Raw genomic sequence first — 14,657 nt, forward strand, 5'->3', positions numbered from 1 at the left:
CCGAACGATGCCCGCACGAAGGAATCTCGAGTGTCTGTCATATTCCCGGATCATCCAGCCGAGCTTTCCGCCACGCCAACCGATCTCGCCCTACTGCTGCGTTCCGCGCCGCCCGGCGCACCCACCGACCGGGTGCGACTGCACGGCGGTAACGGCTTCCTGCTCTGGGCGGACCTGCCGTCCGTACTCGTCCTGGGCAGTTCCGGCGGCGCCGGAACCACCACCACCGCACTCGGTGTCGCGGCCGCCGCGGCCTACGACTACGGCGAGCATTCCCCGGTCGTGGTCGACGCCACCCCGACCGGCGGCGACCTCGCCCGCCGCGGCTGCGACATCATCGACGCCGCCGGGACGGTGCAGAGCTGGCTCAATATGAGCCATCGCAGCCTGCCCTCCGCGGTACTCGACGCCTGCGGTGAGAACAGCGCCAGCGTCGGCGTGCTGCCGCGCGGCCCGGAGGCCCTCCCGCGCCGCGAGAGCTACTCCTCGGTCCACCGCGACCTGTGCGAGGCCGGTTGCCTGCCCGTCTACGACGGCGGCGCCCACGTCACCAATCGCATGGTCGCGCCGCTGCTGTGCGATTCCCGCATCGGCCTGGTCATCACCGTGGCCGCCCGCGCCGACGCCATCAACCGGCTCAAGCCCGCCCTCATCTGGCTCGACGACAACTACAGCCAGTACCACCTGGCCGATTCGGTGATCGTCGTGACCAGGCAGCATCCCTCCGACGGGCCGACTGTCGCCAACCATGCCCGCCGCTACCTGGAGGATGTCGTGCGCGCGGTGGCCGAAATCCCCTACGACACCCACCTCGCCGCGGGCGGGCCCGTCACCTGGTCGCGGATGGCGCAGTCCACCCGGGCCGCCTATCGGCAGGTCGTGAATCTGCTGCGCTGAGTACTGTCGTATCTGCTTGCGCCCGTTCGTATAGGAGGTGAGCCCGGTTCTCCGCCGGGTGATCGCAGAACGGAGGACTCGTGGTGAAGCAGTATCTGATCAGCATTTACCAGCCGGATGGTGGCGCGCCGCCGGCGAATATCGACGAGATCATGCGCGAGCTGGAACTGCTCAACGATGAGATGCGCGCGGCCGGGGCGTGGGTGTTCGCTGCCGGATTGCACGCGCCGAGCACGGCCACCGTCCTGCGGGCCAAGGGCGCGGACGTACTCATCACCGACGGGCCGTACGCGGAGGGGCGCGAACATATCGGCGGGTTCACCGTGGTCGCGGCGGCCGATCTGGACGAGGCGCTGGAGTGGGGGCGGCGGATGGCTCGCATCATCACGCTGCCGATCGAGGTACGGCCGCTGCAGGATGGGTGAGATGAGTTCGGGCGGAACGGATCTCGCGGCCATCGAAGACGTGTTCACCGAGCATTACGGGCGCGCCGTCGCCAGTCTGATCCGCATTTTCGGCGATGCGGACATCGCGGAGGACGCGGTACAGGATGCGTTCACCACCGCGATACAGCGCTGGCCCGAGGAGGGTGTGCCGCCGAGCCCGCCGGGGTGGATCATCACCACGGCCCGGAATCGGGCGGTGGATCGATTGCGCCGCGAGGCCGCCCGGCAGGACAAGTACGCCCAGGCCGCGCTGCTGCACGCCCGCGACGAGCCGGACGAGCAGGGCGCGGTGGCCGACGATCGTCTGCGGCTGATCTTCACCTGCGCGCATCCGGCCCTGGCTCGACCGGCGCAGGTGGCGCTCACGCTCAGGTTACTGGGTGGGCTGTCCGTGCCGGAGATCGCGCGGGCGTTCCTGGTCTCCGAAAGCACTGTGGGGCAGCGCATCACGCGTGCCAAAGGCAAGATTCGTGATGCGCGTATCCCCTATCGGGTGCCCGCCGACGCCGATCTGCCCGCCCGGCTCGATGGAGTGCTCGCCGTCGTCTATCTCATTTTCACCGAGGGACATACCGCCACTGCCGGTGCGCAATTGATCCGGGCGGATCTGTGCGCGGAAGGGATTCGGCTGGGCCGGTTGCTGACCGCGCTGATGCCCGGGGAGCCGGAGGTCATGGGCTTGGTGGCGCTCATGCTGCTCGCCGATTCCAGGCGTGCGGCACGCACGACCGGGGACGGGCGGTTGGTGCCGTTGCCGGAACAGGATCGGCGGCTGTGGGATCGGGCGCTCATCACGGAGGGGCAGATGCTGGTGCGAGAATGCTTGCGGCGCAATCAGCCCGGGCCGTATCAGCTGCAGGCGGCCATTGCCGCGGTGCACGCTGACGCGGTCGAGGCCGCGGAGACCGATTGGGCGCAGATTCTGCAGTTGTACGACCATCTGCTGACGATCGCGCCCGGCCCGATGGTGCGGCTCAATCGAGCGGTCGCAATGGCGGAAGTGTCTGGGCCGGAGGAGGCTCTTGCCTCGATAGCGGATCTGGAATTGCCGGGGAACCAGCTTTTCCACGCTGTTCGCGCAGATTTCCTGCGGCGGCTCGGTCGCGTCGCCGAGGCCGTCGCAGCTTACGATGTCGCGATCGAGCTCGCCGATAACGAGGTCGAGCGTGAATTCCTGACCACACGGCGTTTATCGGTCATGGGAACGGACACTGCGGATCGTCCATCTCGGTGACGGTGCACAATCTGTCTGGGACAACTCTTGTCCATGACGGCCCGTAGCGCTTACCGTTCCAAGATGGACACCACACCGCAGAGTGCGACGCTGCCTCTCCCCGCCGGCGTGAGCGGGTTCGCCCGGCCCGAATATCACCGGGCGGTCGGGATTTTTGCCCGGCTCTTCGCCGGCCGCACCGGCAATGGCGCCGGATTGGCCGTATATCGGGACGGGGAACCGGTGCTCGATATCTGGGCGGGCGCCGCGGACGAGGCGGGGACGCCGTGGACCGGCGATACCGGCGCGATGATCTACTCCGCGTCGAAGGGTGTGAGTGCCACCGTCATTCACCGCCTCGCCGATCGCGGGTTGATCGATTACAGCGCCCCGGTCGCCGAGTACTGGCCGGAGTTCGCCGCCGGCGGTAAGGGCTCGATCACGGTGCGGCAGTTGCTCTCTCACCGGGCGGGACTCTCGGCGATACCCGCGCGCTCCGCGGCCGAGGTGCTCGACCACCGCCTGATGGAAGAGCGGCTGGCCGCGGCCACTCCGGATCAGTTGCTGGGCAAGCCGATCTATCACGGGCTCACCATCGGCTGGCTGATGGCCGGACTGGCCCGTGCCATCACGGGCAAGGACATGCGCGAGCTGTACCGCACCGAGATCGCCGACCCGCTGGGTGTCGACGGCATCCACCTCGGCTACCCGCCCGCCGGATCACGCACCCGCGGCGCCGATCTCGTCGGCTCCGTACTACCGGTGATGACCAGTCGCCTGGCCACACCGGTGGCCGGCTTCGCGCGCGCCTTACCGGGACCGACCCGCGCACCGATGCGCATGATCTATGTGCCCGGATTGGAGAGCATCTTCGCCGGAGACCAGCCGCCGATCCTGCATCGAACGCAATTGCCCGCCGGCAATGGCGTGTGCACCGCCCGGGCGCTGGCGAAGATGTATGGCGCCTATGCCTGTTACGGCTTGGTGGACGGGAAACCGTATCTCTCCACCGAGACCGTGCGTGCGACCGCGAAGATCGAGACCTTCCAGCTCGATCGCGCGCTCGTGGTTCCGTTCTGGCACTTGGGTTTCCACACGTTCCCGGCGCCGCGAGCGCTGCACGGGTACGGCCATCTGGGCGCCTTCGGGTCCGGTGGGTGGACCGATCCTGGGTCCGGCGTCTCGGTGGGATTCGTGCACAATCGCATGTCCGCGGTGTGGGCGCCGCTGGATATGACCTTGCTGGCCATGCTCGTTCCGAGCATCGTCAAGTCCGCGCGGACCGCCGCGGAGCTACCCGCACGCACCACCGCGGCGTAGGGTGCCGACATGTCGACAACCGACCACCCAGTCAGCATCTTTCCCGCCTGGTTCGACCGCTTCCAGAACAAGTACATGAACCCGGCCATCCGCCCGCTCGCGCCCTACCTGCCCGGCTTCGCCGTCCTCGAACATCACGGCCGCAAGTCCGGACGGCCCTTCGCCACCCCCGTCAATGCCTTCCGATCCGGGGACAAGTTCTACGTGGCCCTGGGCCACGGGCGCACCGATTGGGTGAAGAACATCCTCGCCGCCGGTGAGGCCGATACCCGCTCGGCGTTCCGGCGCTATCACCTCGTCAACCCGCGCGTGGTCGACCGCGAGTCCGCCGGGCCGGGACTGCCGCTGGCCGCGCGAGTCGCCGGGCGGCGACTCGAATTGTTCGTCGCGGATATCGAACCCGCCCACTGAAACCGCCGCCGACCTGAAATCGCCACTCCCCCGGCCGATTTCAGGTCGCCGACGGCGATGACAGTTCGCGTCAGGTCGCGGCTTCACATCTGAAGGCACGGCCTCCTGGGGCGTCAGGTACTCCACGACCTGAAGTCGCAACGCCGACGCCCTTTCCGGTCGTCCTACCCAGTGTCTTTCAGGTCGTGATGTGGACGGACTGGGGGCCGGTGGTGGCAATCGTGTTGGAGCCCTGGGCCAGGGTGACCGTGAGGGTGCCGCCCGAGTCGTTGGGGAGGGCACGGCCGGGCGCGACCAACTGGCCGGTCCAGCTCTGCTGGGTGCCGTCGCAGTTCACCATGACCGGGCCGTTGAGCTGGATGGCGATGGGGCCGCCGACCCCGCCCTGGAACATCTGGGCGAGCGAGGCGTTCACGACCGTGACTCCGGCGGTGCCGCCGCCGGTACAGGACGCGGTGCCGTCGATGGCGAGCGTGGTGACGTTGTAGGTGAGGGCCGAATCGACGCTGATCGAGGCCGGCGCCTGAGCCGAGGCGATGACGGGGACGAATGCCGAGCAGGCGACCGCCGTCGTGAGCAGTAGCGGCGCGGTGAGCCGATGACCGAGCATGCGGGTCCTCCTTTCGATACCTGATCTTCTAGAGGATGGGATATTCATGATCCTCGCTTCCGCCGATCGCGTCGAACAGACGGGCATACTGCTCGGGTGACCGCCTCGGACAGCCAGCACGGCGACGCCCCGGACAGTAGTACCCCGGACAGCGATGATCAGGTACCGGCGTGGGCGCGCCGCACGGCGGGCGAATCCCGCTGGTGGGCGACGGCGGCCATGGTGGGGTTCCTGATCCTGCAGTTCTATCTGCCCGCGGGGTTCACGGCCGGACCGCGCTGGCTGGTGCCCGCCATCGCCTTCGCCATGCTGCTGATCCTCGTCATCGCCAGTCCCTTCCGTCTCGACCGCGAGGAGACGTGGCTGCGGCGCATCGGCTTGTTGCTGATGGCCTTGCTCGGGTTCGCCATGATCTGGTCGGTCATTCACCTGGTGCGGGCGCTGATCGACGGGCGCATCAGTGACAATGCGGCGGGTCTGCTGGCCTCCGGCGGCGGGGTGTGGCTGTCGAATGTGCTCGTATTCGCGCTCTGGTATTGGGATTTCGACCGCGGCGGGCCGGCGGCGCGCGCGCATGTGAGCAAGCCGTATCCGGATTTCCTGTTCGTGCAGATGCAGAACCAGGATCTCGCCGACCCGAACTGGGAGCCGCAGTTTCCCGACTACCTGTATCTGTCGTTCACCAACGCGACCGCGTTCAGCCCCACCGACGTGATGCCCATGTCACGCTGGGCGAAGACACTCATGATGACCCAGTCCGCGATCTCACTGGTCACGGTGAGCCTGGTCATCGCCCGTGCGGTGAACGTGCTGAAGTAGCGGCTCAGAGCGAGGGCGAGGACAGACCGCTGACCAGCCAGCGCCCGTCGGATTGCTCGTCGAGGGTCAGCACCATCGGGACGGTCAGCGGATCCGGGTTCGGCACCGCCGAATTCGTCCGCGATTGCTTGACGATCACCACCACCTGCGCGCTGTGCGCATCGAGTGCGGCCAGCCCGCAATGGGTTTCGGCCACTTGACTGCGGGCCTGCAACGACGTGAGCTGGGTCTTCAGCGCATCGGAGCCGTCGGAGAAGTTCTTCCGCCAGGTGCCGGTCGACGCGTTGATCACCGCGTTGAAGTAGCCGTCCAGATTCCCCGCGTCATAGGTCCCGACCAGACCCGCGAAATCACAGGCGGCCTTGGTGGCGGCCTTGCTGCGGTCGTTGTCGGAAACCGCTTGCTGCAGCATGGCCACCGTCGAATCCCGGTCGGCGGCAACCTCGTGCGCGCCGGAATACAGCACACCGAAGGTGATCGCCGCGCCGGTGCCGAGCACCGCCACGACACTGGCAATCGACACCGCCACCAGCGGAACACGGATCGGAATCCGTTGTGGCTGCGGCTCGTTCCCGGGCGCGGTCAAGCTTCCCCCTCATCGTCTGTGCTGCACAGCGATGTTAACGGGTGATACGCCCGGATACGGAATCGAGGCCGCAGCCGATCTCAGCGGTTGAGCCAGCTGTCCAGCACCACCAGCACCACACCGATCAGCACCAGCACCACGGCGATGATGGTCGAGGCGGCCAGCACCGCACAGATGAAGGCGGCCAGGAAGAGTCCCAGCAGCGGGAAGACCAGGAACCAGTCGGGTTTACCGAACATCCGCTTCTGCGCGGACGCACCGCCACTACGGGAACCGCCCGAATAGCCGGCCTGCCTGCGCTGACCCGAAGCATTGCTCACTCTATTCACCGGCGCGAGACTACATTTCGCCGCGCCGACGCGCTCGCCGAGGGGTCGAAAACGCTCATGACCGGCGCGGACGCGCGGGCATATCGCAGCAGCCGACCACACAGGTGACACCGTTGACGGTGCAACCCAGGCTCGGGAAATCGCTCGACTGCAGCGGTTTCGCATCGGTGCGGTATTCGTCCACCAGCTCGGCGACCAGTCGGGCGAAGCGCGGGTCCGGGCCGGGGGTGGCGGCGCGGGCGAAGGCCATGCCCAGTTCGCCGGCGCGCTCCTTCGCCTCGTTGTCGAGATCCCAGATCACTTCGAGGTGGTCGGAGACGAAGCCGACGGGGCACAGCACCACGGCGTCCACGCCTCGTGCGCCGAGGGCGTCGAGATGGTCGACGATGTCGGGTTCCAGCCACGGCACCTGCGGCGGGCCGGAGCGGGACTGCCACACCACGTCGTAGTCGTCGAATCCGGTTGCGGCGGCGCACAGGCGGGCCGATTCGGCCACCTGGCGGCTGTAGAGGGCCTGCTCCCCCGGCGGACCGGAGGCATTGTCGGCCGACACCGGAATCGAGTGCGCGGTGAACACCAGCCGCGCCCGCTCGCGGCGCCCGGCGGGTAGCTCGGCCACGGCCGCGCGAATGGCGTCGGCGAAGGCCTCGATCAACAGCGGATGATCGAAATACTGGCGTAGTTTCACCAATTCGGGGGCATCGGCCACCGCGGCGCGGGCGCGCACGATGTCCTCGTGGTATTGCTTGCACCCGGAATATCCGCCCCATGCCGAGGTGGGAAACACCAGGGCGGAACGGATTCCGTCCGCGCGCATGCGCTCGACGGTGTCCTCCACCATCGGATGCCAATTGCGATTACCGAAATACACTGGCACATCGATTCCGCGCGCGGCGAATTCGGCCTCGATCGCCTTGATGATGTCGAGATTCAAGGCATTGATGGGTGACACCCCGCCGAAGTGCAGATAATGCTGCGCGACCTCGGCGAGGCGCTCCGGCGGCACGCCCCGGCCGCGAGTGACGTTCTCCAGGAACGGCATCACGTCCTCGGGGCGCTCGGGACCGCCGAAGGACAGCAGTAGCAGGGCGTCCACGTCACGAGCCTGGGGCTCCCCATCACCTGGTTGCAACCGGGTGGCCACTGCTCTCCTCCTTACAACTCGAACCGGGTCCGGATCAGTTGGCGCCGAAGCCGTCCGCCGGGAACCAGGTGTTGTGGCTGGCGCCACCGTCCACGTAGATGATCGAACCGGTGGTGCCCGGCAGCCAATCCGACAGCAGGGTGACCACGGACTTGGCGACCACGGTCGGGTCGTCGACATCCCAGCCGATCGGGGAGGCGCCGTCCCAGTAGGTGTTGAGCATGTTCAGCTGCTTGGCGTCATCGGTGGCGGTGCCCGCGATGGCCTTGGCGGCGAGGGTCTTGATCGGGCCCGCGGCGATCAGGTTGGAGCGAATGCGCTTGGCCTCGCCCACCTCTCGCGCCACGTAGCGGTTGACCGACTCCAGCGCGGCCTTGGCCACACCCATCCAGTTGTAGTACGGCATCGCGGTGCGCGGATCGAAGTCCATGCCCACGATGGAGCCGCCCTCGTTCATGACCGGGAGCACGGCGCGCGCCAGCGAGGCGTAGGACCAGGCCGAGATCTCGAAGGCCTTGGCGGCGTCGGCGCCCGGGCCGTTGAGGAACGGCAGGGCCTCCGGGCCCATCAGGGTGCGCGGGGCGAACGCGATGGAGTGCAGCACACCGTCGATGCCCTCGGGCGCCAGCTCGCGGACCTTGTCGGCCAGCTCGCCCAGGTTCTCCTCATTGGTCACATCGAGGCCGATGGCCGGGGGAACCTCCTGCGGCAGCCGCTTGGCGATCCGGTCGATCAGCCGCAGCCGCTCCGGAATACCGGTGATGATCACCTTCGCGCCCTGCTCCTGCGCCTTGGCGGCCGCGTGGAATGCGATGGACGAGTCGGTGATGATGCCGGTGATGAGTACGGTCTTGCCTTCGAGCAATCCACCCATGGGTTGGTCGGTTCTCCTCGTTTGTAAGTACTTGGCCAGGGAGTTCGGAACGCAGAGCCTAACTGAACACTGCGCCTTTCACAGTGAAAAGCTCAGTGGCCCATACCCATACCACCGTCGACGGGAATGATCGCGCCGGAGATGTAGGAGGCGTCGTCGGACGCGAGGAAGCTGATCGCCGCGGCGACGTCCTCCGGCTGGCCGATGCGGCCGGCGGGGATGAAGTCGAGGGCGGTCTTGCGCATCTCGGGGGTCATCTCGTCGCGGGTCATATCGGTGTCGATCAGGCCCGGCGCCACCACGTTCGCGGTGATATTACGCTTGCCGACCTCGCGGGTGATGGCGCGGGCCATGCCGATCAGGCCGGACTTGGCGGCGGCGTAGTTGACCTGGCCGGGCGCACCCGCCTGGCCGACAACCGATCCCAGGAAGATGACGCGGCCCCAGCGGTTCTTCAGCATATTGCGGTTGGCGCGCTGGGCGACTCGCCATGCTCCGGTGAGGTTGGCGTCGATGATCTTGGTGAACGATTCCTCGCTCATGCGCATGAACAGCGTGTTGTCCACGACGCCCGCGTTGGCGACGACGACCTCGACCGGACCCTGGTGCGCCTCCACCTCGGAGAACGCGCGATCGACCGATTCGCTATCGGTGACATCGCATTTCACGCCGAAGAGACCCTCGGGCACGCCGGACCCGCGATGGGTCACGGCCACCTTGTGTCCGTCGGCGAGCAGGCGCTGGGCGACCGCGAGGCCGATGCCGCGGTTACCGCCGGTCACCAATACCGACCGGGATGTGATGTTCGACATAGACGCAAACCTATCTGTTCGTATTCGGGAGTCGGCGCGCGGTACCGAGTTACGGCAGACGCTGACGATAGACCAGAGCGGTGGTCACACCCGCGGCGGTCACGAGCAAACCGAGCAACAGCCACGGCCGGCTCGCATCGCCCATCGTCATCTCGTAGCCGATCTGCTCGTCGAGCTTGGCGTACACGCTGCTCAGCTCTTCGAGGGAGGAGGCCGTGAAGAATTCGCCGCCCGAGAGATTCGCGATCTCGTGCAGCGCGTCATCGTCCACCGGCACCCGCACCCGCTGCGAGCCCTTGCCGTCCGGATCGGGGATATCGACGGTGCCCCAGGTGGTACCGAACGAAATCGTCGAGATCGGAATGCCCTTCTGCTTCGCCAGCCGGGCGGCGACGAAACCGTGGCGCGGATTCTCGACATCCTGATCGTCCGGGACGGTCTGCTTACCGTCGGACATGAGCACGATCCGCGCGGGCGGCGGCGTCTCCGCGCCACCGAGCACCGACGCGAGCGTGTCCACGGATTGCAGTGCGGTGAAGATGCCTTCACCGGTCGCGGTGCGCTCGGCCAGCTTCATATTGTCGATGGCCGCCTTCACCGCCTCCCGATTGGTGGTCGGCGAGACCTGCACCGAGGCGGTGCCCGCGAAGGTGACCAGACCGAGGTTGATGCCCGGGGTGAGCCCGTCCGCGAACTGCTTGGCGGCCTTGCGGGCCACCTGAATGCGGCTGGGCGGCACGTCGGTCGCCTCCATGGACAGCGACACGTCGATCACCAGGATCACGGTCGCGCGGTTGCGCGGCACCCTCTTGGCCGCGGTCGGCCCGGCCGCGGCGATGGTCAGGAACAGCAGGCCGACCAGTGTCAGTGCCACGGGCACATGCCGCCACGGCTTGGGCCGCACCGGCGCAACCTGCTCCAGCAGCTCCATATTCGAGAAGCGGAGCATGTGCTTGCGCCGGCGCCGCTGCACCAGTACATAGATCAGCGCGATGACGACCAGCGCCACGATGAAGCCCAGCCACAGCGCGGAGGTGAAACCCGAGATGCTGAACGGTGTTCCGGAAATACTCACTATCGCGACACCCGTCCGGAGTTCGGGGCGCCGAAGGTGTGGCGCCGGGTGGACACGAAGCGGACCACGTCGGTGATCCAGTCCCGATCGGTGCGCAACGTCATCACCGGCGCGCCGCAACTGCGCAGCACGGCCTCGACCTCCTCGTGATGCTGTTGCGCGGCGCGCGCGAAATCGGCACGCAGCGACGGGGTCACGCTGAATTCGCGGGTATGGCCGGTCTCCGGATCGTGCAGGACCACATCCCCCACATCCGGCAGCGCCAGATCGCGCGGATCCAGCACCTCGACGCCGAGCAGGTCGTGCCGGCCGGAGATGGCCCGCAGCGAACGCTGCCAATCGATCTCGCCGAGGAAGTCGGAAATGACCACGGCCAGGCCGCGTTTGCGCTGCGGCCGGCGCAGCGCCTCGATGGCGCCGCGCAGGTCACCGCGCACCCCGTCGGGGGCGTGCGGGGTGGTCGCGATCTTGCGCAGCATGGACTGCGCGTGCACCCGGCCGCTGCGGGCCGGAATGCGGATCAGCTCTTGGCCATTGGCCACCACGGCGCCGATGCGGTTACCGCCGCCGCTGGTCAGGTGGGTGATCGCGGCCGCGGCCGCCACCACCAGATCCCGCTTCTCGCACAGGGCGGTACCGAAGTCGAGGCTGGCGGAGAGGTCCACCACCAGCCAGGTCTCGAGTTCCCGGTCGGCGATCATCTGCCGCACGTGCGGATGCGTGGTGCGGGCGGTCACCGACCAATCCATCTGGCGCACATCGTCACCCGGCTGATATTCGCGGGCGTCGCCGAGTTCGGAACCCGGGCCCGGGATCAGGCCCAGATGGTCGCCGTGCAGCACGCCGTCCAGGCGGCGGCGCACGGTGAGTTCGAGCGTCTTCAACGCCGCGGTCAACCTCGGGTCGGTCAACTGCCCCGACGCGAAGGAGGGCGGGGCGTGCGACGCGGCATTGGGAGTGGGAATAGTCACGGGCGCAACCTGTTCCGGCGCCTCACTTCTGGGGCTGGCCGGGAATTCCGGACGGCTGACCGTTCGGCGGCCGCGGGATCCCCTGCTGCGGGATGCCCTGCGCCTGCGGCGCGACGCCCGGCTGACCCGGTGCGGGCGTGCCGTGCGGGCCCATGACCGGCGGCGCGGCCGGTGCCGACGCGGCCTGCGCGGCCGAGTTCGGGGCGACGGCCTGCGGGGCCACCTGCGGCAGGCCCACGGTCTGCAGCACCCGGCGGATCACATCGTCGGGCGAGACCTCGTCGGCCAGCGCGTCGTAGGACAGCACCAGGCGGTGACGCAGCACATCCGGGATCACCTCGACGACATCCTGCGGCACCACGTAGTCGCGGCCACGGATGAGCGCCACCGCACGCGCCGCGGCGATGATGCCGAGGCTGGCGCGCGGGGAGGCGCCGTAGGAGATCCAGCCGGCCACGTCCTGCATGCCGAAGTCCAGCGGCTTACGGGTGGCGGCGATGACGCGGACCACGTAGTCGACCAGTGCGTGGTGCACGAAGGTACTGGCGGCCACGTTCTGCAGGCGCACCAGCTCCTCGGGATCGAGGATGGCCTTGGCCTCCGGCGGGGTGACGCCCATCCGGTAGATGATCTCGCGCTCCTCCTCCACCGAGGGGTAGTCCACGATCACCTTGAACAGGAAGCGGTCGCGCTGCGCCTCGGGCAGCGGGTACACGCCTTCGCTCTCGATGGGGTTCTGGGTCGCCATGACCAGGAACGGGTTCGGCATCGGGTAGGTCTTGCCACCGATGGACACGTGCCGCTCGGCCATCACCTCGAGCAGGGCCGACTGCACCTTCGCGGGTGCGCGGTTGATCTCGTCGGCGAGCACGAAGTTCGCGACCACCGGGCCGAGCTCGGTGTCGAACTCCTCGCGGCCCTGGCGGTAGATGCGCGTACCGACGAGGTCGGTGGGGACCAGGTCGGGAGTGAACTGCACTCGGGAGAAGCTGCCGCCCACGACCTTCGCGAAGGTCTCCACGGCCAGGGTCTTGGCGATACCGGGCACGCCCTCGAGGAGCACATGGCCCTTGGCGAGCACACCGACGAGCAATCGCTCCACCAGCCGGTCCTGCCCGACGATCACCCGCTTGACTTCATAGATCGCTTTCTCCAGAACCTGGACATCGCGATCGAGGGTGCTCGGTGCCGGCGACGGCGTCTCCTTCACCGTGCTTACCCCGCTCACACCGTCAGTCGAAGTCACCAACATCCCCGCTTTCGCCTCGGTCTCTGTGCGTGCTGCCCCAACTATTCCAGGTATCCGCCGTGATTGCCGCAACCGGTCTGGTCAAAAAGGCTGGGGCCCTGGTTCGGCGTGTCCAAATTGAGAAGAATTTCCTGGTTACAGCTCGGTTCGGTGGAGATGCACCGAATTCCGTACAGACCCCTGCCGCGAGCCGAATTGACCCAAGTAGCGTGGTAGTACTGCCGGTCGACGGCGTCCGGCCTACGGGATGTGGTGTGCAGTGTGGGATTTCGAGGTTTCACCGAAGCAGTCCATCGGTGAATCGGTGCTGTCCGAATTGCAGGAGCGGGCCGAGGCCGATGGGGTCGCGCTGAGAGTGGGTGTCGTGCTGGAACGCGACGGCGCGGTGCTGTTGCTCGATCGCGATGAGCACGCGGCCGGGCGCGGTCCGTTGTATCTACCGGGGACCATCGTGCGCGCCGGCGAACCGCTGGCCGCCGCGGTGGCGCGCGGCATGGCCGAGGAGACCGGGCTGACCGTCGCCGACGTGGTGCGGCACCTGGGCAGTTTCGACTATCTGGACAATGCCGGAAAGACGGTGCGGCGCGAGCATTTCGCGGTCGACGTGGCGGCCGCGGCGCCTGTGCGGTTGTCCAATTACGCCGCGTACCGGTGGGTTCCGCTGGATGGCGAACTGCCCGTGACCAAGTCGATCCGGGAGATCCTCGCGCACTACCGCGAATAGGTGCGCATGGTCAGCGGCGAGCCGATGCCGTGCACCAGCACGCTGCCCAGCACCGTGACGACGAGGACGGACAGCACCAGGTCCGCGTCCGCGTCGTGCAGCATGTTGAACGACAGCAAGCCGAACACGATCGAGGTGGTGCCGCGCGGCCCGAGCCACGCGATCAGCAGCACCTCGACGCGTTTCAGGCCGGAGCCGATCAGCGACAAGGCGACCGGCACCATGCGCAACACGGTCAGGGCCGCGGCGGAGAACACGATCACGCGCCAGCTCACCCCGCCCCACAGCGCGAAGACGATGGTGTTGCCGAAGACGAACCACATGGCGACCGTGAGCAGGAAGCCGATATCGTCGAGCAGTTCCAGATCGCGGTGGTTCTCGGCCTCGCGGCGCGCGTAGTGGAAGACGAACCCGCACACGAACGAGGCAACGAAACCGTTGCCCGACAGCGCGACGGCCACGCCGTAGGACAGCAGCGGCGCGGCCACCAGCGCGAGGCGTTTCGACTGCGCGCTCATCAGGTTCGCGCGCTCGCTGCGGCTCACCAGCCACGCGAGTGCGCCGCCCAGGACCAGGCCCACCGCAATGGCTTTCAGCGCCGAGGGGCCGGCCGAGGCGAGCGCGTCCCAGGGGGTGTTGCCGCCGGGCTTGTCCGCGGCCAGTGCCAGCGCGAAAAGGATGATGGGCGAGGCGATTCCGTCGTTGTAGCCGCTCTCGACATTGAGCACGTTGCGGACTCGGGCCGGGATGCGGCGATCGCGTACCAGCGCCGCGGCGGGGGCCATATCGATGGGCATCACGACGCAGGCGATGACCAGCAGCACGGGCCAGCCGTTGCCGGGCAGCAGCCACCAGCCCAGCACCACGGCCGCGACCATGCTCAAAGGCATGGCCAGGAACAACACTCGCAGCGCGGCGCCGGGTTCCTTGCCGAGCAGGCCGCCGCGGACTTCGGTCGCGTCGACGAACAGCAGGATCGCCAGGATGATTTCGGCGGCCTTCAGCGCGACATGCGTATTGAGCGTTTCACCGATGGTGTTGTGGGTGGTCAGGCCCATGGCCATGCCGGCGGCGACCACGATCATAGGTGCGCTGATCCGCCAGCGCTCCAATCGAGCCGCCAGCAACGCCCATAGGGCCACCACAATCGCTACAACGATGATCGAGGCAATCACTC

17 protein-coding genes are annotated in these 14,657 nt (G+C 67.6%); 7 read left to right on the top strand and 10 right to left on the bottom strand.

Annotated features, from left to right (window positions below; translation table 11 throughout):
• The first annotated feature begins 30 nt into the window (after positions 1 to 30).
• The 5 genes from ACH438_RS11165 to ACH438_RS11185 all read left to right on the top strand — a co-directional run bounded on the left by ACH438_RS11165 (position 31) and on the right by ACH438_RS11185 (position 4,287).
• On the top strand, positions 31 to 897 hold the full coding sequence (locus ACH438_RS11165) for a MinD/ParA family protein (protein ID WP_397003828.1): 867 nt from the start codon (positions 31 to 33) through the stop codon (positions 895 to 897).
• 83 nt (positions 898 to 980) lie between these two features.
• The gene (locus ACH438_RS11170; RefSeq protein WP_397004842.1) at positions 981 to 1,322 is read left to right on the top strand and encodes a YciI family protein; all 342 of its coding nucleotides are present in this window, start codon (positions 981 to 983) and stop codon (positions 1,320 to 1,322) included.
• A gap of 1 nt (position 1,323) precedes the next feature.
• Positions 1,324 to 2,577: an RNA polymerase sigma factor gene (locus ACH438_RS11175; protein WP_397003830.1), complete on the top strand. Its 1,254-nt coding sequence runs from the start codon at positions 1,324 to 1,326 to the stop codon at positions 2,575 to 2,577.
• A gap of 63 nt (positions 2,578 to 2,640) precedes the next feature.
• Entirely contained in the window at positions 2,641 to 3,876 is a 1,236-nt protein-coding gene (locus ACH438_RS11180) for a serine hydrolase domain-containing protein (RefSeq protein ID WP_397003832.1), read from the top strand.
• A gap of 9 nt (positions 3,877 to 3,885) precedes the next feature.
• Positions 3,886 to 4,287 (top strand): nitroreductase family deazaflavin-dependent oxidoreductase, encoded by a 402-nt coding sequence (locus ACH438_RS11185; RefSeq protein ID WP_397003834.1) that lies wholly within the window; start codon positions 3,886 to 3,888, stop codon positions 4,285 to 4,287.
• 178 nt (positions 4,288 to 4,465) lie between these two features.
• On the opposite strand, the gene ACH438_RS11190 is transcribed toward ACH438_RS11185, so the two are convergent.
• Positions 4,466 to 4,897: a hypothetical protein gene (locus ACH438_RS11190; protein ID WP_397003836.1), complete on the bottom strand. Its 432-nt coding sequence runs from the start codon at positions 4,895 to 4,897 to the stop codon at positions 4,466 to 4,468.
• Positions 4,898 to 4,993: 96 nt separating this feature from the next.
• On the opposite strand from ACH438_RS11190, the gene ACH438_RS11195 reads away from it, so the two are divergent.
• A complete protein-coding gene (locus tag ACH438_RS11195; protein ID WP_397003838.1) occupies positions 4,994 to 5,716 on the top strand; it encodes a hypothetical protein in 723 nt (240 codons plus the stop codon).
• 4 nt (positions 5,717 to 5,720) lie between these two features.
• Here ACH438_RS11195 and ACH438_RS11200 read toward each other — a convergent pair whose 3' ends face one another.
• From ACH438_RS11200 to ACH438_RS11235, 8 genes are all read right to left on the bottom strand, one after another.
• Positions 5,721 to 6,302 (bottom strand): hypothetical protein, encoded by a 582-nt coding sequence (locus ACH438_RS11200; RefSeq protein WP_397003840.1) that lies wholly within the window; start codon positions 6,300 to 6,302, stop codon positions 5,721 to 5,723.
• Positions 6,303 to 6,382: 80 nt separating this feature from the next.
• Entirely contained in the window at positions 6,383 to 6,631 is a 249-nt protein-coding gene (locus ACH438_RS11205) for a hypothetical protein (protein ID WP_397003842.1), read from the bottom strand.
• 55 nt (positions 6,632 to 6,686) lie between these two features.
• Complete coding sequence (locus ACH438_RS11210; protein WP_397003844.1) at positions 6,687 to 7,775, bottom strand: ferrochelatase; 1,089 nt, start codon at positions 7,773 to 7,775, stop codon at positions 6,687 to 6,689.
• 34 nt (positions 7,776 to 7,809) lie between these two features.
• Positions 7,810 to 8,649 (bottom strand): NADH-dependent enoyl-ACP reductase InhA, encoded by an 840-nt coding sequence (gene inhA, locus ACH438_RS11215; protein ID WP_397003846.1) that lies wholly within the window; start codon positions 8,647 to 8,649, stop codon positions 7,810 to 7,812.
• Between the two features lie 92 nt (positions 8,650 to 8,741).
• Entirely contained in the window at positions 8,742 to 9,461 is a 720-nt protein-coding gene (gene fabG1 / locus ACH438_RS11220) for a 3-oxoacyl-ACP reductase FabG1 (protein ID WP_397003848.1), read from the bottom strand.
• Between the two features lie 49 nt (positions 9,462 to 9,510).
• Complete coding sequence (locus tag ACH438_RS11225) at positions 9,511 to 10,536, bottom strand: VWA domain-containing protein (RefSeq protein ID WP_397003850.1); 1,026 nt, start codon at positions 10,534 to 10,536, stop codon at positions 9,511 to 9,513.
• A complete protein-coding gene (locus tag ACH438_RS11230; RefSeq protein ID WP_397003852.1) occupies positions 10,536 to 11,507 on the bottom strand; it encodes a DUF58 domain-containing protein in 972 nt (323 codons plus the stop codon). Before ACH438_RS11230 ends, ACH438_RS11225 begins: the two co-directional genes overlap by 1 nt.
• Before the next feature lie 22 nt (positions 11,508 to 11,529).
• Entirely contained in the window at positions 11,530 to 12,759 is a 1,230-nt protein-coding gene (locus tag ACH438_RS11235) for an AAA family ATPase (protein ID WP_397003854.1), read from the bottom strand.
• A gap of 256 nt (positions 12,760 to 13,015) precedes the next feature.
• Here ACH438_RS11235 and ACH438_RS11240 point away from each other — a divergent pair, with 256 nt between their 5' ends.
• Positions 13,016 to 13,480 carry an NUDIX hydrolase gene (locus tag ACH438_RS11240; RefSeq protein WP_397003856.1) on the top strand — a complete coding sequence of 155 codons (465 nt, stop codon included), beginning with the start codon at positions 13,016 to 13,018 and terminating at the stop codon, positions 13,478 to 13,480.
• Here the strand turns inward: ACH438_RS11240 and ACH438_RS11245 are convergent.
• Complete coding sequence (locus tag ACH438_RS11245; protein WP_397003858.1) at positions 13,468 to 14,655, bottom strand: cation:proton antiporter; 1,188 nt, start codon at positions 14,653 to 14,655, stop codon at positions 13,468 to 13,470. The genes ACH438_RS11240 and ACH438_RS11245 overlap by 13 nt on opposite strands.
• Between the last annotated feature and the right edge of the window lie 2 nt (positions 14,656 to 14,657).

The sequence above is a fragment of the Nocardia sp. NPDC020380 genome, from assembly GCF_044386975.1.
Lineage (GTDB): Bacteria > Actinomycetota > Actinomycetes > Mycobacteriales > Mycobacteriaceae > Nocardia.

What these genes read in the sequence shown, in the direction of transcription:
- ACH438_RS11235 (WP_397003854.1), bottom strand. Translation starts at nt 12,759, where the DNA reads ATGTTGGTGACTTCGACTGACGGTGTGAGCGGGGTAAGCACGGTGAAG.
- ACH438_RS11185 (WP_397003834.1), top strand. Translation starts at nt 3,886, where the DNA reads ATGTCGACAACCGACCACCCAGTCAGCATCTTTCCCGCCTGGTTCGAC.
- fabG1 (WP_397003848.1), bottom strand. Translation starts at nt 9,461, where the DNA reads ATGTCGAACATCACATCCCGGTCGGTATTGGTGACCGGCGGTAACCGC.
- ACH438_RS11190 (WP_397003836.1), bottom strand. Translation starts at nt 4,897, where the DNA reads ATGCTCGGTCATCGGCTCACCGCGCCGCTACTGCTCACGACGGCGGTC.
- inhA (WP_397003846.1), bottom strand. Translation starts at nt 8,649, where the DNA reads ATGGGTGGATTGCTCGAAGGCAAGACCGTACTCATCACCGGCATCATC.
- ACH438_RS11175 (WP_397003830.1), top strand. Translation starts at nt 1,324, where the DNA reads ATGAGTTCGGGCGGAACGGATCTCGCGGCCATCGAAGACGTGTTCACC.
- ACH438_RS11180 (WP_397003832.1), top strand. Translation starts at nt 2,641, where the DNA reads ATGGACACCACACCGCAGAGTGCGACGCTGCCTCTCCCCGCCGGCGTG.